The organism is Bariatricus sp. SGI.154 (assembly GCF_050313795.1).
Taxonomy (GTDB): Bacteria; Bacillota; Clostridia; order Lachnospirales; family Lachnospiraceae; genus CAMBRQ01.
This window is the reverse complement of sequence record NZ_JBNPMC010000011.1, coordinates 59,648-81,630: the sequence shown is the minus strand read 5'-3', so window position 1 is coordinate 81,630 and position 21,983 is coordinate 59,648. Positions and strand designations below refer to the sequence as shown.

Annotated in this window: 15 protein-coding genes; 2 read left to right on the top strand and 13 right to left on the bottom strand. The window is 43.6% G+C overall.

Annotated features, from left to right (window positions below):
* Nucleotides 1-30: 30 nt before the first annotated feature.
* From ACQRBN_RS07370 to ACQRBN_RS07315, 12 genes are all read right to left on the bottom strand, one after another.
* Complete coding sequence (locus tag ACQRBN_RS07370) at nucleotides 31-1,269, bottom strand: amidohydrolase family protein (protein WP_427738348.1); 1,239 nt, start codon at nucleotides 1,267-1,269, stop codon at nucleotides 31-33.
* Between the two features lie 55 nt (nucleotides 1,270-1,324).
* On the bottom strand, nucleotides 1,325-3,313 hold the full coding sequence (locus ACQRBN_RS07365; RefSeq protein WP_427738347.1) for a 2-isopropylmalate synthase: 1,989 nt from the start codon (nucleotides 3,311-3,313) through the stop codon (nucleotides 1,325-1,327).
* A gap of 279 nt (nucleotides 3,314-3,592) precedes the next feature.
* Nucleotides 3,593-5,122, bottom strand: a complete 1,530-nt coding sequence (locus ACQRBN_RS07360; RefSeq protein ID WP_427738346.1) for a sodium:solute symporter family transporter — start codon at nucleotides 5,120-5,122, stop codon at nucleotides 3,593-3,595.
* 252 nt (nucleotides 5,123-5,374) lie between these two features.
* Nucleotides 5,375-5,923 carry a hypothetical protein gene (locus ACQRBN_RS07355; protein WP_427738345.1) on the bottom strand — a complete coding sequence of 183 codons (549 nt, stop codon included), beginning with the start codon at nucleotides 5,921-5,923 and terminating at the stop codon, nucleotides 5,375-5,377.
* A 21-nt stretch (nucleotides 5,924-5,944) separates the two neighbouring features.
* Nucleotides 5,945-6,421: a methylglyoxal synthase gene (locus ACQRBN_RS07350; RefSeq protein WP_427738344.1), complete on the bottom strand. Its 477-nt coding sequence runs from the start codon at nucleotides 6,419-6,421 to the stop codon at nucleotides 5,945-5,947.
* 73 nt (nucleotides 6,422-6,494) lie between these two features.
* Nucleotides 6,495-7,370, bottom strand: coding sequence for an NAD(P)-dependent oxidoreductase (locus tag ACQRBN_RS07345; protein ID WP_427738343.1), 876 nt, complete (start codon nucleotides 7,368-7,370; stop codon nucleotides 6,495-6,497).
* A 2-nt stretch (nucleotides 7,371-7,372) separates the two neighbouring features.
* Nucleotides 7,373-8,044, bottom strand: coding sequence for a UDP-N-acetylglucosamine pyrophosphorylase (locus ACQRBN_RS07340; protein WP_427738342.1), 672 nt, complete (start codon nucleotides 8,042-8,044; stop codon nucleotides 7,373-7,375).
* A gap of 51 nt (nucleotides 8,045-8,095) precedes the next feature.
* A complete protein-coding gene (locus tag ACQRBN_RS07335) occupies nucleotides 8,096-10,126 on the bottom strand; it encodes a DNA topoisomerase (protein ID WP_427738341.1) in 2,031 nt (676 codons plus the stop codon).
* Between the two features lie 9 nt (nucleotides 10,127-10,135).
* Nucleotides 10,136-12,259 (bottom strand): polyphosphate kinase 1, encoded by a 2,124-nt coding sequence (ppk1, locus tag ACQRBN_RS07330; protein ID WP_427738340.1) that lies wholly within the window; start codon nucleotides 12,257-12,259, stop codon nucleotides 10,136-10,138.
* 201 nt (nucleotides 12,260-12,460) lie between these two features.
* On the bottom strand, nucleotides 12,461-13,546 hold the full coding sequence (gene asd, locus ACQRBN_RS07325; RefSeq protein ID WP_427738338.1) for an aspartate-semialdehyde dehydrogenase: 1,086 nt from the start codon (nucleotides 13,544-13,546) through the stop codon (nucleotides 12,461-12,463).
* Nucleotides 13,547-13,598: 52 nt separating this feature from the next.
* Nucleotides 13,599-14,978: an argininosuccinate lyase gene (argH, locus tag ACQRBN_RS07320; RefSeq protein ID WP_427738337.1), complete on the bottom strand. Its 1,380-nt coding sequence runs from the start codon at nucleotides 14,976-14,978 to the stop codon at nucleotides 13,599-13,601.
* A 137-nt stretch (nucleotides 14,979-15,115) separates the two neighbouring features.
* Complete coding sequence (locus ACQRBN_RS07315; protein ID WP_427738336.1) at nucleotides 15,116-15,730, bottom strand: epoxyqueuosine reductase QueH; 615 nt, start codon at nucleotides 15,728-15,730, stop codon at nucleotides 15,116-15,118.
* A gap of 139 nt (nucleotides 15,731-15,869) precedes the next feature.
* Here ACQRBN_RS07315 and ACQRBN_RS07310 point away from each other — a divergent pair, with 139 nt between their 5' ends.
* Nucleotides 15,870-16,637, top strand: a complete 768-nt coding sequence (locus ACQRBN_RS07310) for an ABC transporter ATP-binding protein (RefSeq protein WP_427738335.1) — start codon at nucleotides 15,870-15,872, stop codon at nucleotides 16,635-16,637.
* The gene (locus ACQRBN_RS07305) at nucleotides 16,630-17,427 is read left to right on the top strand and encodes an ABC transporter permease (RefSeq protein ID WP_427738334.1); all 798 of its coding nucleotides are present in this window, start codon (nucleotides 16,630-16,632) and stop codon (nucleotides 17,425-17,427) included. The genes ACQRBN_RS07310 and ACQRBN_RS07305 overlap by 8 nt, the downstream gene beginning before the upstream one ends.
* A gap of 177 nt (nucleotides 17,428-17,604) precedes the next feature.
* Here ACQRBN_RS07305 and ACQRBN_RS07300 read toward each other — a convergent pair whose 3' ends face one another.
* Nucleotides 17,605-21,981, bottom strand: coding sequence for an ATP-binding protein (locus tag ACQRBN_RS07300; RefSeq protein ID WP_427738333.1), 4,377 nt, complete (start codon nucleotides 21,979-21,981; stop codon nucleotides 17,605-17,607).
* Between the last annotated feature and the right edge of the window lie 2 nt (nucleotides 21,982-21,983).

The window sequence follows — 21,983 nt, the reverse complement described above, 5'->3', positions numbered from 1 at the left end:
TTTTTCGTTTTGCCCTGTCCCTTTTTGAACTTACATGAACATATTGGTGGTTCCTACATAACGCACACCATCTTCAAACACTCTCTTTCCACCCAGAGTTACTAACTTCACATCATTCAGCCTGGTAATATCCTTGCTCAGATCTCCGCCGACTACAAGAAGGTCTGCATCCAGTCCTTCTTTTACAAGTCCTCTTTCGTTCTCCACGCCCAGAACCTTCGCCGGATTCGAGGTTGCTGTCTGGATTGCCTGTACTGGCGTAATGCCGTACTCTACCATGTACTGTAATTCTCTTGGAAGCGGCAGCAGCGGTGACTGGTACATTACCATATCAGTTCCTGCGATTACAGTAACGCCTGTATCATAGAACTCCTTAAAGTGGTCTCTATATGCTTTATAAGCAGGTTCAAAGTACTGATAATCCTTCATCTCCTTCTGCATAACCGGATCATTGACAGGAGCACCTGCGTTCTTCTCAAGGTTCTCTTTGCAAATATCATACAGCAATGTGTAAGCCATAATTGTCGGAGTCCATGCGATTCCCTTTTCAGCCATCTGTTTTGCATGATCTAACGTCATAAATGTAGCATGCTCGATGGTATCGAATCCTGCATCAATACACATCTGGATACCCGGGTTGGTTCCTGCGTGAACACCGCATTTGATTCCTCTTCTATGACATTCATCAACTGCCGCATCCAACTCTTCCTGTGTCAGTTCCGGAATATGTGCACGATGTGTTGTCAGAACCTTAATCCATTCTGCACCATCACGCGCCTGCTTCCGAATCTCCTTACGAACTTCCCATGGTCCGTCTACCTGCTCTACTTCCTCCCATGCATGTCCACCCGTCATACAGATGCCTGTATCCGTATGTGTGATTCTAGGAATTGTGATAAATCCCTTCTCTGCTGCAAGTTTCAGATTCTTGCATACTCCATGTGCAGAAGACATGTCACGCACAGAAGTAATGCCCCGCTCAAAAGCAGCCTGTGCATGCTGCAATGCATAGAGCATAATCAACTGTGGTCCATAATTGAAACTATCCGGCTGAGAATACCAGTATCCCAAATGAACATGCATATCGCAAAGTCCCGGAAGTAATGTAGCATCTCCGTAATCTTTGACCTCTTCTTCTGGAAATTCTTTCACCAATTCCTCTTTTGTTCCGATTTTCTTAATCTTACCATCACTTCCGGTCGCAACCGCCTGATCCTCAAGCACCGTCTTTCCGTCACCCGTCATGAGATATTTGGCACAAATAATCATCTTCAATATCCTCCTTATGATATAAACGTTTCAGCATCGTTACTTTTTGATATATTTATTTCTGATTCCTGAACTGCATTGGAGTCATATTGTAAGCCTTCTTAAACATCCTGTTAAAATGCTCCACATTCTGATACCCCACTGTCAATGCAATATTTTCAACCGTCATATTACTGCTCTTCAACAACGCCTTCGCTTTCTTCATACGAATCTTCTTCACCAGTTCTCCAAACGTCATTCCAGACTTTTCTTTAATGTATTTGGAAATATAAGGTTTGGACAGATAGAACTTCTCAGCCAGGTCATCCAATGTGATATCAATATAATTCGCCTGGATATAATTCATGATCTCGATCATTCTGGCATCTTTGCAGCCATCAGCACTTCCAATCTCTTCAATCTTATTCACTGCCACAATCAATGCCTCGATAGAAGCCTTGATAATATCAGCATCGATTCCTACACCCCAGAAGGTCTTGCCTTTGCAGATAATACCAACATAAGCAACCGCCTTGGAAGAAGAGCCTCTTGTCAGTGAATGCTCTTCATAATACCGAAGTTCATAACTGATATTAAAATACTGCTTAATCGCATTGCTGACTGCATCCAGTCGTCCGTTACCCATAGCGGTAATGACTCTGCTCTCACCCCCATGATTGATGGTTGCTTCAGCAGTGATGCCATCCACCTGTTTAAAATGACACTCATCGATATGGAATACCGGCTTGGTATTAATATAATTATCTGAGAAGATCTGATATACCCATTCCGGATTCAGTTCTTTGTGAGCCTTGTCGGATACATCTTTTACCAGATATCCAACCTCTTCTCGCATCTTCTGCGGCAGATTGATTCCGTGGCTCTGCTTCAGAATATAGTTTACGCCGCCTTTCCCGGACTGGCTGTTAATACGGATAACATCGGAATCATATTTTCTTCCCACATCCTGCGGATCGATCGGAAGATATGGAACCGTCCATGTATCACACTTCTTCTCTTCTCTCCAGTTCATACCCTTGGCAATCGCATCCTGATGAGAGCCGGAGAACGCAGTAAATACCAGATCGCCTGCATATGGCTGGCGGGCATATACTTCCATTCTTGTCAGACGTTCATAAGTCTCTCTGATGTGCTTCATATCTGAGAAATCAAGTCCTGGATCCACACCATGAGAGTACATATTCATTCCCATCGTCACAATATCCACATTCCCTGTACGCTCTCCGTTACCGAATAATGTTCCTTCAATACGGTCAGCACCTGCAAGGATTCCCAACTCTGCCGTTGCAACTCCGCAGCCTCTGTCGTTGTGCGGATGCAGGCAAAGGATCACATTATCTCTATAACTCAGATGCTTATTCACATACTCTAACTGGCAAGCGAATACGTGAGGCATTGCATTCTCTACTGTTGTAGGGATATTGATGATTGCTTTATTATCTGCTGTCGGTTTCCATACATCCAATACTGCATTACATACCTCAACCGCATAATCTACTTCCGTTCCAGGAAAACTCTCCGGACTGTACTGGAATGTAAAATTACCTTCTGTCTCAGAAGCCAATTTCAGAAGCAGTTCTGCTCCATCAATCGCAATCTGCTTAATCTCTTCTTTGCTCTTTCTGAACACCTGCTCTCTCTGCGCAACAGATGTTGAATTATACAGATGGATGACGGCATGAGGCGCCCCCTTAACAGCCTCAAACGTCTTCTTAATGATATGCTCCCTTGCCTGCGTCAGCACCTGCACTGTAACGTCATCCGGAATCATATCCTTCTCGATCAATGTTCTCATAAACTGATACTCTGTCTCAGACGCAGCCGGGAACCCTACTTCAATCTCCTTGAAGCCGATATCTACTAACATCTGGAAGAACTCCAATTTTTCTTCCAGGCTCATAGGCTCGATCAGCGCCTGGTTTCCATCACGCAGATCAACACTGCACCAGATCGGCGGCTTGTCGACATACTCCTTCTTCACCCAATCGTATGTAACTTCTGGCGGCATAAAATATGCTCTCTCATATTTCTGATAATTCTTCATACCAATAACCTCTCCTTCTTTTATTCCGTCCAAGTACACTTCGGCATCATCTTAAGAGTATTCTTCTATCAAAATCTCATTGACTCACTAAAGGCACTCGAATAATAATTATCAACCAAATTGTCTTTTTTTAACACTTTCTTATCCTAACATATATATAACAAAAAGGAAAGTGGTAATTTTAATCACTTTCCTTGATGTATTTTAATATTCTTTTTCTTTCTTTTTCCTACCGCATTTTCAAATGCCTATTCTTGCACTCTATACATGCACTTTCCACTAATTCGCTTCTAATGAACGTTTCTTTGTAATCGTTACCTTCTCTTCATAACAGGTAAAGATACCATCAACCTTCTCTTTTTTCATCTTCGGTGTTACAAGACTCACAATCGGCACAATAATCAGACCTGCAATCATAGCAACCGCGCCTGCATTAATCGGAGATGCAATGTAGTGCAGGAACATATTGGAAACGGTAATGCCTACACCTGCGATAAAACTTGCCCATACTGCCGCTTTGGTTACACCTTTCCAGTATAAGCCATACATGAACGGCGCCAGGAATGCCCCTGCCAATGCTCCCCAGGAGATACCCATAAGCTGTGCGATGAATGTCGGCGGATCAAGCGCAATTACTACAGACAGTACAATAAAGAATACAACCAGTATCTGCATCGTACGTACCTGTTTCTTCTCGCTCATATCCTTCATCACATTGTCTTTCAGGAAATCCAGTGTCAATGTAGAACTGGAGGTCAGAACCAGTGATGCCAGCGTGGACATTGATGCGGATAATACCAGTACCACTACAATTCCGATCAGGATATCCGGCAATGTGGATAACATATATGGAACAATACTATCGAACACCACACTTCCGTCCTCTGCATAGATAGACGCATTGTCAAACAATCTTCCGAAACCGCCGAGGAAATAGCATCCTCCTGAGATAATAACTGCAAATGCAGTAGAAACTACAGTACCTGTATTGATAGATTTCTCGTCCTTAATTGCATAGAACTTTCCAACCATCTGAGGAAGTCCCCATGTTCCAAGAGAAGTAAGGATCACAACTCCAAGAAGATTCAGCGGGTCTGGTCCAAAGAATGAAGTAAATGCTCCCGGCTGTCCCATCGTAACCGGAATATCACTTGGAATCTCTGCCATCTTGCGGATTGCTTCAATAAATCCACCCTGTCCGCTTAACACTGCTCCTATAACCGCTGCAATACCTACAAGCATAATAATTCCCTGAATAAAGTCATTAATCGCTGTTGCCATATAACCGCCAAGGATTACATAGATGCCTGTAAAAATCGCCATACCAATTACACAGTATGTATAAGGAATGTTGAATGCCATTCCGAAAAGTCTTGATAATCCATTATACACAGAAGCCGTATAAGGCACCAGGAAGATGAATACAATCGCTGATGCTGTAATCTTAAGTGCTTTGCTGTCGAATCTCTCACCAAAGAAGTCCGGCATCGTCTTAGAATTCAGATGCTGTGTCATAACCTTCGTACGTCTTCCAAGCACAACCCACGCAAGCAAACTTCCGATAAATGCATTACCCAGTCCGATCCAGGTGGAAGCAAGTCCATATTTCCATCCAAACTGTCCTGCATAACCAACGAACACAACTGCTGAAAAGTAAGATGTACCATAGGCAAATGCAGTAAGCCACGGTCCTACGGAACGTCCGCCCAATACATACCCATCTACACTTGTTGCATGTTTTCTGGAATAAAGCCCTACTGCAACCATAACTGCAAAGAACACAACCAGTAACACTAACTTGATAGCCATAATTTTTCCCTCAACTTTCATCCTGTTTGTCACTTTAAACCGCAACGCTTCAACGCATTGAAGTTCAGCACTCACTAAGAATACCACATACTTCATACAATGTCAACGAAATTTTATATCTTTTCACAGTATCTTTGTACTGAATCTACAACAACCTACAGAACCTGCCACCAGCAGTTCCCTCCGCATGCTTTGGCAACGCAAAAAACCTGCCGGGAAACTCCCGACAGGCTTTTTATGATATTTTCTTTCCTATTCACCCAGTATCCAATATCCTTCATTGTCATTACCGAACTCCCACCAAAGCAGATACTTCTGGCTGCAGGTCATATAAGACAACGCATAAGCAATGAAAGCAAGAACAATGCCCATCACCAGGATATTTCCAACAAAAAGAACTCCCATATCCAGATAGCAATAGAATCCCACCACAACCAGGAACCACGCCAGAATCATAAGCTGTACATGAAACAACCCGCGGATACGGAGGAACACCATCTTACGCTGCTCTTTCCGAACCCCCATCTTCCACATTCCCTGGATACAAAAATACATACGGAGCATGGTTGTACTCCAAGTAAATATCCACAATATGGACAAATATAACGGAGCGCAATACAGGGAATGCAGGAAGACAACCGCAGACACAATAAAGATCACGCCCAAGATTACCTGCAAGCGAATCGCCCGCTTAATTGAGCGGCATATCTCGCCAATCCGTGCCTCCAGCGTCTTCTTCGCCTGTTTGTTGCTAAAATGATATTTCCCGAGATTGTCCTGATCAAATTCATAGAATTCCATACTATACCTCACAAAATTCTTCTACTTCATCTGCTCCACACGTTCTTGAATCGTCTTATTGAAGTTCTCTACTCTTCTGCTATATGTTCCATTCATATATTCGGAATGAAGCATGAAATCTGCTGTTGCCAGATTATTCGCGATCGGAATATCATATACAACCGCAATACGAAGAAGTGCCTTTACATCCGGATCATGCGGCTGCGCTGCTAACGGATCCCATAAGAAAATCATAAAATCAATCTGTCCCTCTACAATCTTCGCACCTATCTGCTGATCGCCTCCCAGCGGGCCACTATTATATCCCTTCACAGGAAGTCCGGTCTTCTCTGCGATCAATCTTGCTGTAGTACCTGTTCCACATAAGAAATGGCTCTTTAAGATGTCCTTATTCTTATCACACCACTCTACCAGTTCTTTCTTCTTTCCATCATGAGCAACCAACGCAATATGTTTTGCCTTGCCTATCTCAAATGTTACATAATTATTATCTAACATTGCTTAAACTCCTTTCTTACAACTCTATATTCATCATACTATATCTGCGCTTCATTTACAAGAAACCAAAGTTCTATTCTTCCTCTGTCTCTTCATAATATTTCATCAATGCCTGCGTTCCCAGATCACCGTACCCTTCGGCTTCCAGCATCTCATAACTTGCAAGCACCTGGCTTAATACCTCCAGGTTCAGTTCACTCATGTTCGCTTCTGTCAGCGCAAGCCGCATATCCTTGATGAAATGCTTCATAAAGAACCCTGGTGCATAGTCTCCTGCCAGAATCTTCGGTCCGAAGGTATCAAGCTGCTTACTTCCAGCCGCCCCGGTAGAAACAGAATCAAGAAGTACCTGAAGATCCAAACCTTTGCTCTTGGCATAAGTCAACGCCTCACAGACACCTGATAATGCTCCTGCTATCATAATCTGATTGGCAAGTTTGGCATGCTGTCCGCATCCGGCAGTTCCCTGGTAATTGATATTGGTTCCCATTGCCTCAAATAACGGCATACATGCCTCATAATCTTCCTTCAGGCCACCTACAAGAATGGATAATGTTCCCGCCTTGGCTCCAGTATCACCACCAGTTACAGGCGCATCCAGCACATGACATCCTTTTTCACTTCCTGCCTTGAAGATCTTCTCTGCAAGCATCGGACTTGTGGTCGTCATATCGATCAGATAGGTTCCCGGTTTCACGCTGTCTAAGATATTCCCTTCATCAAAATACACCTCTTCAACGTCTCTTGGGAAGCCCACGATCGTGATCACCGCCTCACAATCACTGACACAGTCACTGATTGATTCGTGGAACACTGCTCCTTCACTGATTACATCTTCTACTTTTGATTTTGTTCTCGCATAGATATGAAGTTCAAACCCTGCCTTCATGAGATTGCGAACCATGGATTTGCCCATGATTCCAACTCCAATAAAACCGATCTTATTCATGTCTAGTCCTCCTGTTTCTCTACTACTTCGCCCTGCTTCTTATAGATGCTGTTTGCCGACACATATCCTCTGACACTGGAGAGTGGATAGATATTCGTATGACCGCCTACAACACTTCCTGGATTCAAGACTGTTCCGCAGCCTACTTCAACTTCGTCTCCCAGCATAGCGCCGAATTTCTTAATGCCTGTCTCAATATTGCCTTCCGGGGTCTTCACTACTACCAGTTTCTTATCGGATTTTACATTGGATGTGATAGAGCCTGCACCCATATGTGCCTTGTATCCCAGTATAGAATCCCCCACATAATTATAGTGTGGAACCTGCACTTTATTAAACAGGATGACATTCTTCAACTCTGTAGAATTCCCAACAACTGCTCCTTCGCCTACAATCGCATTGCCACGGATGAATGCGCAGTGTCTTACCTCTGCATTCTTTCCAATGATTGCCGGTCCGTGAATATATGCTGATTCGAAGACTTTCGCAGATTTGGCGATCCATACATCCTCTCCTACCTTGTCATATTCTTCTTCCGGAAGCGTTGCACCTAACTGAAGAATGAATGCACTGATCTTCGGAAGAACCTCCCATGGATAAGTTGCTCCCTCGAAGATATCCTTTGCGATTGTCTCCTCCAGCGTATACAATTCTGCTATTGTTAATCCTTTCATGATATCTGTTCTCCTCTCTTATTGGTTATTTTTTGCCTACATATCTATCTCTTATGATTTGGACGCATTCCTTCCTTTCGTCGGCTTTTTATAATACTGTGCCACTTTATCATAACAGGCTCGAAGCTGGTTCTGGTTATATAATCCTTTTACTCCCTGAGTCCTGCTCATAATAAAATGATCCAGTTTCTGCATATATTCATCCGGCGTAATCTCGCCATCTGCCACATAAGTCAGTCCCTTCTCCCAACTGGCTGTCAGTTCCGGGTTCAACAGCGACTTAATAGAATGCTCCACCACATCAAAGATCATCTCTCCCAACATCGTTGGTGTTACAATCTGCGTCTTTTTATTCAATGCCAGATACTTATTGTGAAAAAGCTTCTTCAGAATCTCACCACGGGTTGCACTGGTTCCGATACCGCTTCCTTTTATCTGCGCCCGCAATTCCTCATCTTCAATCAACTGCCCTGCATTCTCCATTGCAAGAATCAAAGAACCAGAATTATAACGCTTCGGCGGAGAAGTCTTGCCTTCTTTGATATCCAATGACTGCACCTCCAGTATCATTCCTTTTTTCAAAGCCTGTATCTTCTGGAAAAATGCCGCATCCGTATCTTTCTCCTCTGCATTACTATCCTCTTCGGTTCCGGAATTCTTCTTTCCCGGAATGCCCGCAACCTTCAGATATCCTTCTTCTGCCAACACTTTAAAACTTGAGAAGAAGGACTCTTCTTTCATCTTAGTAACGATTGCTACCTTCTGATATACCGCCGGAGGATAAAAGATGCTTAAGAATCTTCGCACGATCACATCATACACCTGGCTTGACAAATGTGACAATGAGCCAAGTGTTCCTACTCCCTGTCCTGTCGGAATAATCGCATAATGGTCAGTAATCTGCTTATCATTCACATACCTTGTCTTCTCTAATCCCTTATGGCTCTTAAGCGCTACAATATCCTGAAGATAAGGTACTGCCGGCTCGTATTTCATCAGCCCATTCAGGTTCTTATGTATCTCCTTGGCTACTGCCGTTGATAAGACTCTGGCATCGGTTCTTGGATAGGTAACAAGTTTCTTCTCATATAACTCCTGCACAATCCGAAGGGTCTCATCCGGGCTGATCTTGAAGCGCTTAGAGCATTCATTCTGCAACTCTGCAAGGTTAAAAAGCAGGGGTGGATTCTTCTTCTCTTTTTTCTTCTCTATGGATACAATCTGGCACTTAAGCGGTGTCTCATTGCTTAGATAAGCTATGAGTTCTTCTGCCTTCTTTCTTTCCTTGAATCCATTCTCTTTATACAGATCAAAAGATTCGAACCATCTGGAGCCTTTCACGGCTCTCCACTCTCCTTCAAATGTCTGCCCTTTCTCTCCGATTGTACTGATGACTCTGTAAAACGGCGTCTCTACGAATTCTCTGATCTCCCGTTCCCGCCGCACCACCATTCCAAGCACGCAGGTCATAACCCTTCCTACTGAGATAACCGAATACTTAGTATTCAGATAATTGGAAATACTATTCCCATATTTTAACGTCAGCAGGCGAGAGAAATTAATTCCCATCAGATAATCTTCTTTTGCCCTAAGATACGCAGATGCTGACAGATTATCGTATTCTTTCAGATCCTTTGCTTCCCGGATTCCTCTTAAAATCTCCTCCTCCGTCTGGGAATCGATCCAGACACGCCTTCGTTCTTTTCCCTGTACATGCGCCTGCTGTTCCACCAGGCGATAGATATACTCTCCTTCCCGTCCGGAGTCGGTACATACATAGATTACCTCCACATCCTTACGGTTCAGAAGACCTGCTACAGTCTTATATTGTTTGGCCACCGCCGGAATCACTTCATATTTGAATTCCTCCGGTATAAAAGGCAGAGTCTCAAGGCTCCACCTTTTTAGATTCGGATCATATTCTTCCGGATAACTCATGGTTACCAGATGTCCGACACACCAGGTAACGATTGCTTCCTCTGACTCCAGGTATCCGTCTTGTCTTCTAGCCTTTATCTTCAGTGCCTTGGCAAATTCCTGTGCCACACTGGGTTTCTCAGCAATATAAAGTGATTTCCCCATAGATATTATCTAACTCCTTTTACTCTTCAAAAGCCTCTTAAACCAATCCCCAAGCGTCCTTTCTTTCTCCGGAGTCTCCTTCTTGGCATGAATCGCCTCCTCCATGAATACTGCCTGAGAATCTATCATTGGCTCAGATGCTTTCTTCTTCACGAATGTACCGTCACTTAACAGTACTCTGGACTTGATATTATCTGCAAGCATTACTTTCAGGTAATGATTGATCTGCTTCTTAATATCCTCATCCAATACCGGGCAGGCAACCTCCACACGCTTCTCCGTATTTCTCGTCATCATATCTGCGGAACCGATATAGATCTTCTGCTCTGCTCCCGTGCCAAAACTAAAGATACGAGGATGTTCCAGATATCTTCCCACAACGCTCATAACTCTTAAATTATCTGTATAACCCGGTACTCCTGGAAGTATACAGCAGATTCCTCTTACAATCAAGTCTATCTTAACTCCCGCCTTGGATGCTTCTGACACTTTCTTGATAAAATCTACATCCGTAAGCGAATTCATCTTCATAATAATCCGTCCGCTGCTTCCCTTCTGAATCTCCTCATCCATCAGATAAAGAACCTTCTGCTTCAGACTCGTCGGAGACACGATCAGATGGTCATAATTGCCACTTAAGTTACCAATCGACATATTCTTGAAAAACTCCGCTGCATCTCTGCCTATTGCCTGGTTACCTGTCATTAATGACAGATCCGTATACATTGCCGCGGTCTTCTCATTATAGTTACCGGTTCCAATCTGCGTGATATACTGAATCTCATTCCGGTTCCGATATGTAATCAGACAGATCTTCGAATGTACTTTATATCCTTCAAATCCATAGATCACACGGCATCCCGCTTCTTCCAGACGCTCAGACCAGTCGATATTGTTCTGTTCATCGAATCTTGCTCTTAACTCTATCAAAACAGTAACTTCTTTTCCATTCTCTGCCGCCGCACATAAATACTCAACCAGACGTGCCTTCTTAGCCAATCGGTAGATCGTAATCTTAATCGTCATAACATTCGGATCAACCGATGCTTCTTTGATCATCTTCAGGAACGGATTCATACTCTCGTATGGATAGAACAGCAGGACATCCTTCTTCTTCACCTGCTTCATCACACTGCTATCCTGCACACGCGGAGAATTCTGCGGTGAAAACGGCGAATAGATCAGTGAACGCTTCATAGATTCCGGCAGATTGCTGCTGATTGCAAACACATAATCTAACTTCATCGGCATCTTCGTACGGAAGATCTGATTCGGCTCGATATGGAATTTCTCACAGAAATATGCCTCCATATCCGGTTTTAATTTTTCCGCAATCTCCAGACGCACTACGGACATTCTGCGGCGTTTATGAAGAGTCTCTTTCATGAGATAGCGAAAATCATCATTGACCTCCAACGCCTCATCATCCGGTGCGATATCTGCATTCCTTGTCACGCAGATATAATTCGCATCTGACACTTCATACTGTGCAAAGACAAGATCCAGATGCTCCATAATGACTTTCTCCATACGGATATATCGGATATCATGTCCCGGAAGATAAAGCACATCCGATACAAATTTCGGAACCGGAACAATTCCAAGCACATTTTTAGCATTGGATTTCTCTTTCAGTTTCAGATTCGCCGTTACATAGATGTCCTTATTCAAAAGATGCGGAAATGGATGGTTTGCATCCACGATCTGCGGGGACAGAATCGGCAGGATCTGGTCTTTAAAATATTTCTTCACATACTTCTTCTCATCCTGCTCTAATTCTTTAAACCCAAGTCCACATACTCCATATGGACTAAGCTGCTTCTTAATCTCAGCGTATGTCTTATCTCTCTCTTTATAAAGAGGCGCAACCTCCTCAAATATCTTCTGAAGCTGCTCTTTTGGTGTCATGCCGGAACGGCTGTCCTTCGTATTCGCATCCGTATGTGCCATATCGAACAGGCTTCCGACACGAATCATAAAGAACTCATCCAGATTGCTGGTGAATATCGCCACGAACTTCATGCGCTCCAGAAGCGGAACAGACGGGTCCTGTGCCTCCTCTAATACTCGTTTGTTGAATTTAAGCCATGATAGTTCTCTGTTTTGGGTATAATTTAGAATCTCTTTGTCCATATCTGGTACCTCGCACTTTTTTATAACTCTCTTTTTATTTTACCACCTGATAAGAGGAAATGAAAGAAGGAAGAATAAAAGATATTGTAAAAATCATGTTAAGGAAGACAGGCGCGGGGGTGAGCCTTGGGCGGCTGCCAACCACCCAAGATTCACCCCCACGCCGTACACCTACGCCAACTAATTTTCTCCAAAAAATTCTTACTTAGCCTGAATATATCCTTTTGCCGTCAATGCCTCTGCACAAAGCACAGCTCCGCCAGCCGCACCACGAACCGTATTATGGGACAATCCAATGAACTTATAATCGAACATGCTGTCTTCTCTCAGACGTCCAATTGATACGCCCATGCCCTTTTCATAGTCCACATCCAGATTCACCTGAGGACGGTTATCCTCCTCCAGATACTGAATAAACTGCTTCGGAGCACTTGGCAGTTCTGCTTCCTGTGGGAATCCCTTATAATTCACCAGTTTCTCAATTAACTGTTCTTTGGTTGGCTTCTTCTCAAAGTTGATGAATACTGCAGCAGTATGACCATTCAATACAGGTACACGAACACACTGACAAGTAATCTTCGGAAGTTCTGCCTTCACAATCTGTCCATTCTCTACTTTACCTAATACACGTAATGGCTCCTGCTCGCTCTTCTCTTCCTCACCGCCGATATATGGGATAATATTCTCTACCATCTCCGGCCAGTCTTTGAAGGTCTTTCCTGCTCCTGAGATTGCCTGATATGTTGTTGCTACTACTTCTTTTGGTCCGAATTCTTTCCATGCTGCAAGACATGGCGCATAACTCTGGATAGAGCAGTTCGGTTTTACTGCGATGAATCCACGAGTTGTTCCAAGACGTTCCTTCTGAGACTTAATCACTTCAAAATGTTCTGCATTGATTTCCGGTACTACCATCGGCACATCCGGTGTCCAGCGATGTGCGCTGTTATTGGATACAACCGGAGTCTCTGTCTTCGCATATTCTTCTTCGATTGCTTTAATCTCTTCTTTTGTCATATCAACTGCACTGAATACGAAATCAACCGTTGACGCAACCTTCTCTACTTCATTTACATTCAGCACTACCAGATTCTTTACTGCTTCTGGCATTGGTGTTGTCATCTTCCAGCGGCCGCCCACAGCTTCTTCATATGTCTTTCCTGCTGATCTTGGGCTTGCTGCCACCGTTACAACCTCGAACCATGGATGGTCTTCAAGCAGTGAGATAAAACGCTGTCCAACCATTCCTGTTGCTCCTAAGATACCTACTCTTAATTTCTGTTCCATAATTCCTTCTCTCCATTTCTTTTACTAATCTTTTGCTGATATACTATTTATTCTAATATTCATCCATGTATTTTTGATACACGGCAATTACCTCTTCCATCGCCATCTTTCCAGGCGCGCCTAGTGTAATTCGCTTATTTACACAGGTCTCCAGGCTGATCGCATCATAGATGTCTTCTTCGAATACCGGAGATATCTTCTGATACTCTTCTAACGGGAGTTCATCCAATGCAATCTTCTTCTCGATACATAATAATACCAGTTGCCCTACGATGCCATGTGCATCTCTGAACGGAACTCCATGATTCACCAGATAATCTGCCGCATCCGTTGCATTGGTAAATCCATGTCTTGCGCTGTCCTTCATACGTTCTTTGTTAAACTGCATGGTTCTAAGCATTCCGGTAAATAAAGTCAGACATCCTTTTGCAGTATCGATCGCATCGAATGCCCATTCTTTATCTTCCTGCATATCTTTATTATAAGCAAGAGGGATTCCCTTCATTGTCGTAAGGAGCGCATTCAATGCCCCATAGACACGTCCGGTCTTTCCACGAACCAACTCAGCAATATCCGGATTCTTCTTCTGCGGCATAATGCTGCTTCCGGTACTGTAGGCATCATCAATCTCTACGAATTTATACTCGTTAGAATTCCAGATAATCACTTCTTCAGAAAATCTGCTTAAGTGCATCATAATGATGGATAAAGCGGATAACAACTCCAGCAGATAATCCCTGTCCGAAACACCATCCATACTATTCAGCGTAGGACCATCGAATCCCAGAAGACTTGCCGTATATTCTCTGTCTAACGGATAAGTTGTTCCTGCCAGCGCTCCAGAACCTAATGGACAGGTATTCATGCGCTTGTAGATATCCTGAAGTCTCTCATGGTCTCTTTTGAACATCTCAAAATATGCTCCCATATGATGTGCCAGCGTAATCGGCTGTGCCTTCTGAAGATGGGTAAATCCCGGCATATATGTCTCTGTATTCTCTTCCATAATTGATAAGATTGCCTGAAGAAGTTCCTCAATGAGATTATCCATAATATGTACTTCATCTCTTGTATAAAGTTTCATATCCAATGCAACCTGATCATTCCGGCTTCTTCCGGTATGCAATTTCTTACCCGGATCTCCGATTCTGTCAATCAGCGTAGCCTCCACAAAACTGTGGATATCTTCGTATCTATCTGATATCTGAAGTTTCCCATTCGTGACATCGCTTAAGATTCCTTCCAGACCATCGATAATCTTCTCTTTCTCAATATCTGTAAGGATTCCCTGTCTTGCCAGCATCATCACATGCGCAATGCTTCCGCGGATATCCTGTGCATAGAATCTCTTATCAAATGAGATCGACGCATTAAAATTATATACTAACTGGTCTGTTTCCTTTGTAAAACGACCACCCCATAACTGTGCCATATGGCTTTCTCTTCCTTTCGTATAAAATTCATGTAAACGATTTTATCACATTTCTGCATAAAATCAAATATTATTGTATTAATTTACATTTCTTATCTTTATTTTTCATAATGTACCGAAATCAACCATCTATATTCTTATACATTCTCCGTCTGCCGGACTGAGAATTCGCACCCACAGTAATCCTGCCTGTATAATCCATACTCCTTTGACAATTCAATGGAACGCTTGTAGCCATTCTTTTTCTTAAAATCTGAAGGCAAGTACCAAACCCCATATTCTTCTGCCAGCCTCATGCCAATCTCATTCAACTTAGCCGCATTCTTAAGAGGACTGATACTTAAGGTTGTCGTGAAATAATCGAAGCCACATTGCTTCGCAATCTTGGCAGATTCTCTTAAACGTAATTCGTAACACTTAAAACAGCGGGCACCGCCCTCTTTCAGATGCTCCATGCCTTTCGCCATCTCATAAAAAAGATCCTTGTCATAATTCCCTGCCATAAATGAGATCGGATGCTTGACCATCATCTTTCCAATCAATGTCTGCTGCTCCAGAATCCGCTTCGTATATTCACTCTCCGGATAGATATTGGGATTATAATAGAATACTGTGATCTTAAAATAATTACTCAGATACTCCATCACATAACTGCTGCATGGAGCACAGCAACTGTGCAGCAATAAGGTCGGCACCTTCTCTTCCTTGCCCAGACGCTCGATTATCTTCTCCAGTTCTTTCTGATAATTCATCAGGTTTCTTCTCCTTCTTACATATATGAGGATATATACTTTTGAATTATAACCGCTTCTTTCGTTTCTTTCAAGGGCAATCCTTCACTAATTCCGAATATTTACATAAAATAATATATAGTCATCACAGGAGGTTCCTATGGAACAAGTATTAGAACTAAAGCATATTCACTACGCATACCATACCCTCGAAGGCGAGACTCCTACCCTTACGGATATCTCCTTTGCACTGAACAAAGGAGAGTTCGTATCCATAGTCGGACCTTCCGGCTGCGGCAAGTCCACTCTGCTCTCTCTGATCGCAGGGCTTATCACTCCCGAAAAAGGACTCATCAAGATTAATGGAAAATACTTAAGAGAAAGTACCACGAATGTCGGCTATATGCTTCAACATGACGAACTCTTTGAATGGCGTACGATCTATAATAATGTCATCTTAGGTCTGGAAGTCCAGCACATGCTGACTGCCAGAACGCGCCAGCGCGCCCATGAACTACTAGATCTCTATGGACTGAAGCAGTTCGAATCCTCCCGCCCTTCTGAATTATCCGGCGGTATGAGACAGCGTGCCGCCTTAATCCGCACCCTGGTACTGGAACCAGATCTTCTGCTTCTGGATGAACCTTTTTCCGCGCTCGACTACCAGACACGGCTAAATGTAGGTGATGACATCGGGCAGATTATCCGGCAGGAGAATAAATCTGCTTTGCTGGTAACCCATGACCTGTCAGAAGCCATTTCTTTAGCAGACCGGGTGATCATCCTAACCGGACGCCCCGCATCTATCAAGCAGACCATACCACTGATATTCAATCTGGAATCTGATACACCTTTAAACCGGCGTAACGCCCCGGAATTCAAAACATATTTTAATCTTATATGGAAGGAGTTGAATACGAATGAGTGATCTGTCCATCGGTCAGCAGCAATATCTTCTTCAGCATCGAAAACATAAGCGTATCGTTAGAATCTCTCGGATTCTGATCCTGTTAAGTTTTCTCTTTATCTGGGAATTCACTGCCAATGTAGGGATCATAGATTCTTTTATCTTCAGCAGCCCTTCTAAGATCGCGCTTTGCTTCTGGGGGATGGTGCTGGATCAAAGCATCTTCCTTCATATCGGTATTACATTATACGAAACTATTGTAAGTTTCCTGCTCGTAATTGCCATCAGTATTCTGGTGGCAGTTGCCTTATGGTTCAGCAGCAAACTCTCGGAAATCCTGGATCCATACCTGGTAGTACTGAACAGCCTGCCCAAATCGGCATTGGCTCCTTTGCTTATTGTGTGGCTTGGCGCAACCAAGACTACGATTATCGTAGCCGGAATGTCTGTCGCTATCTTCGGCAGTATTCTAAGCCTGTATACCAGTTTTACCACGGTAGATCCCGGGAAAATCAAACTGATCTATACGCTTGGAGGCACTCGGTTTCATGCGCTTATCAAGGTGGTGATTCCCAGTTCCATCCCTGCGATCATCAGTAATATGAAAGTGAATATCGGACTTTGCCTGGTGGGTGTGATTATCGGTGAATTCCTGGCAGCAAGGGAAGGGCTGGGGTATCTGATTATCTACTCTAGCCAGGTCTTCAAGATGGATTGGCTGCTGATGTCGATCTGCCTGCTGTGCATCATGGCAATGACATTGTATGCTTTCATTAATGCACTTGAAAAATGGTGTTCCAAAAGATTTTAACAGTCAAAAAGGAGATGCTTCATACGCACCTCCTGCTACATAACTTTAATTATACCTATCCATATCTTTCAGTTATTCATATCTTTACGACTCCATTTTCCTACAATCCATAAATTTGTTTTAACTTATCTGCCCCATTTCACATTTCTTTATATCCTCGACCCATATACTTCTCTTCTATATTGATTGACTCTCTTGTTTTAACTTCTCAATATATGCCATAATTACGTTTATATCTTCCTCTCCATCCAAGTCACGCACAGCCTTCATCATATAGTAAGAAAAATCCTGATCGTCCCTCATCTGTCTGTGGCTGAACAGATCAATCATCTTCTGTATCTCTTCGTCATATCCCTCTGTCTCATCCTGCAGTTCATAGAATACCTCCAACCTCTTCATATAATAAGAATCCCTCACGAGAGTTCCCCTGGTCTCATACTGAACCCTGACAGATTCCAGATAAGGCAAAAGCCATTGCTCTATTGGAAGGATTCCCTTCTTTCCTGCCAGCAGATATGTTTCCTGGTCATAGTCATAAGTTTCCCAGGCTTTCTCACGGGTCCACTCTGCTCTGGAAGGGTTCTCATGGATCCTCTTCGCCATGTATTCACGATATGTCCTGGTTTCAGAGAGCAGACGCTCAAGCCATAGCACTTCCCCGGTCACTTTCAGCGCCCTTAGGCACAGATCTGCACAATGTCCCATGATAGACATCCAATCCGTTTCTCCACTCTCGCCAAGAGATGGAAGTGTCTCTCGTTTTTCCCGAAGCAGCACATAGAACTCCCATTGTTCTTCGGATACGTATGTATCTGGCACATCTTCATTCATCTGACACAGCGCAGTCAGCACATAATTTCCCAGGCTCTCAGCCCTTCGGTTCTCTCCTTTTTTCCAAAGAACCTTAGAACAGCACCGCACATAAGATATATTTGTCTCACGCAGTTTACGAATCTCCTGCGACTCTTCTTTTGCTTTCTTCATGATCTGTATCCTATCATACAGCGTATCTGAAAGTTCCTGAAGCTTATCCATGAGTTCTTTTCCGGAAACCATCTCATCCTTGCACATTCCCTGGAATTCTGTCCGAAGCGTTTCTTCCTGTTCTTCCAGATATTGCATTCTCCTGCTGTCTCTTGCTTCCTCATTGACTAACAGAATATCTTCTAATTCTTCCGGAATTGCCCACGCTTTCGCCTGATAATACTCTGCTAATGCCTGTGCCTGCCGAAGCAGAAGCGGACGGCGTGAAGCATTTTGATCCGTCGTGTAATTTTCTAATATCAGGTGGTACTCATGGATCACTTCCAGAAGAAGTTTCTGGTCATCCGTAATCTTCGCCCTCAACTCCTGCATCTTAAGCATCTCAAAATATCTCTGCATTACCTTCTCATATCTTTGATTGCCCGCCCAGGAATCGCTCACATCCAGGTTGCCGGAAGACTGTTTCAATACGAGTGCGGATTGCTTCTCTTCATTCCAGGAATCTCTTGCACTCTTCAGGATTTGGGCAGACCGCGCGTCATCACCAAGAGCGTGATAGAGCCTTCCTACTATGCCCATATATCTTTCACGTACCATCGCATCCGTCTCCGGCAGTTCTTCCCACCTGCCTTCCTGCGCTGCTATCATTTCCTGTGCTGACTTGCAGCACGTAATCACCTGTTGCTCCTGCTTCTCCTGCAGATAAATCTGAGCCAACATCAGATACAGATTTGCAGACGTTCTGCGCCATTCCTCCCTCAGCTTGTTCTCCTCGATCCATTCATTTGAAATCTGTCTCAGGATTTGCAGGCATACACCCGCATTCTCTATGACCTTCTGCCATCTGTCCCACCGCAGATATATTTCTAAAGCATCCATATAGTAAGAAACTGCAACCCAACATCCACCATATGTCAGTTCTTCCAGCAGTTCACTCTGACATTCTGTGAGTTTACCACACCAGATAATTGCCTTTTCTTCCTCCTGGTGCATATCATAATAAAGTGCCCCGATTCTATATACCCGGCGAAGTTCCCGATTCAAAGCATTTTTCCCCTCCGGCTCATACAATTCATAGCATCCTGCTTCCAGTCTTCTCAAGTCATCTTCCATCTGATTTTCGAAAAACTCTGGCTCTTTAAAACGATATGCCCACTTTTCTTCTTTCCAGAACCAGATATCTCTTCTGACTCTCCTTGCAACTCTCATATGCCGCGCATATAATGCCCAGGACAAAAGATATGAATAATTCGAATCTTCTGCTGTCCGATCCTTAAGCAATCCGTCATAAAGTTCTATCGCCTGGGTGTAATAGAATACAATTCTCTCAGCGTGATCATATCCTCTCTCTATCTCAGGATATCTCTCTATATCTTCCAGAATCTTTCCCAATGAATAATTGGTATAAGCCAGGAAATCACGAACAACCTCCGATTCATACATCGTATCTAAACGTGTCCATATCTTAAGTTCCTGCTCCTTGTATTTCTCCTTAAAATTAATCTTGACAGCCTGACTCCGACATCCTAATACATTCGCATACTGCATCCCCTCTGCCAGTGAAGGAAGCAGTTTCATCCGAAGTTCATAATATGACATCAACTGTTTCGTTAGTTCTACGACCTCCTGATACCGCTTTAATTTCAGATATCTTCTGACAAGAATTACCTGCTGTCCTCTAAGCGTTTCATAAACCTTTATACGGATTGGCGATAATTTTTCAAGTCCTTCTCTCTCCAGGCGGTTCATATTGATATTTAACAATGTTTGCAGAGCGCCTAAATTACTCGATTGATCCTCTTCTTTGCTTTCCTTCAGTTTCTCCCAGAAGAAAAGAACACACTGCATCTCATCTATCTCATACTCTTTCTTATCCAATCCAAGTTTTTTTATACTGAACTCCAATCGAATATATCGCTTTTTCAGTTCCTCCCACAGCGACTTTCTGGAAGAATCCTGCATGACTTCCAGAAGATTACAGTAATATGCATCTATCTCCTCTTTGCCAGGACACTCTATCGCATCAAATGCCTGTACCATCTCATGCCATTTCTGTAGATACTGTTCAGAATCCATTCCATAATTCAAGAAGACCAGCCCGGATAACCGCTGCCAGAACCGTGCCGCAGCAGACAGTGGCTCCGCCTTGGCGAATGTCCCATAGAATCCCTGCCACAATCCTGTTTCCCGCCAGATCATATCCGTATCTGACAGGAGGATCTTCGACAGGAGTTCTATATAAGCGTCTTTCTCAAGTTCCGGCGATTCCAGTACCTCTGCAAATACTCTCTGTCCATCCTGGGTCAGCAATTTGTAACATTCTAAGATAAGTACTCTCTTATCAAATGTCTGATCCTTCAGTATTCCTGTGATACACTGGTTAAGCCGCAGGATATCCCTCGCCCTTATCGCATAAAAAAACGCCTGATCCAGTTCTTTATTCTCAAGTTTCTGCACGCAAAGCATCTTCGCAAAACGGCAGATCTCATCCCTGCTCATGATCTGAAGCAGACTCTCCCGAAGCATTCTATGACGGAAGTCCCAGCGTCCTTCCCGGTCTTCTCCAAAGGAATCATACAGATAACAGAAGAAACGTTCCAGGAACACCGGAAGGAATATCCTGCCTTCCCGCCCGATCATCGCTTCTATCTCCGCCAGTTTAAGACCTCCTTCTGAGACTGCAAGGAGTTTTATAATCTCCATAGGATCTGCCTGTTCATTTACACTCTCAACGCCCTCATACATAAGGCGCAGTTTCTCCGCCGCTTCCTCCAGCATGGAGATGGTTAACGCTGAAACTTCTTCCGGCATAACCTCAATCTCTTTTCTCATGAACCGGGAGATTCCTTCCATCCCCGGTGCCAGACGCTCCGCCTCTTCAAAATCCGCCTTACTCATCATGAATAATTTCTGCATTACCAAAGACAGATAGTAAGGATTCGTGCACCCTCTCTTCTTCCGGATCTCTGCTACCACTTTCGCATCCACGTGTTTCCCTCTATGCGCAGCGTGTATCTGTACAAAAGCATTGATCTCTGTATTTCGGAAAGGCTCCATTGGTCTTGCTCCGAAATATTCCGACAGTCTTTCACTTCGCATCTCATAATATTCCGGCAGCGAACTTACCCCGATTGCAAAGGTATGCCCCTCCACCTTCTCCCGGATCACTGCATCTGCAAGAATCATCAGAATCTCAGAGATATCCTCTTCCATCTCATCAACTGCATCTATCAGAATCAACCGGTCTGCATCTCTCTCGGACCTCAATGCACGGTCAATATAGAACAATTTCTGTCTTCGCGTCAGACCATTCGTGTCAGGGATCTCTGATCCAGCCTGGGGAAACTCCATTTTCAACCAGTATAACAGCGTATCCAGAAGCACTTCCGTCTTCCCACAGTTTTCATTTCCGCAATAATAGAGAAATACATGGACTCCAATCTTTCTTGCTGAAGCTGCAATACTTGCCATATATGCGCTCTTTCCACTCCCACTCTCACCAGTGATCCATCCGCCGCTTCTTCCATTTAAAAGTGCTGCTCCTTTCTCCTGCTCTTTTTGTCTTGCCACGT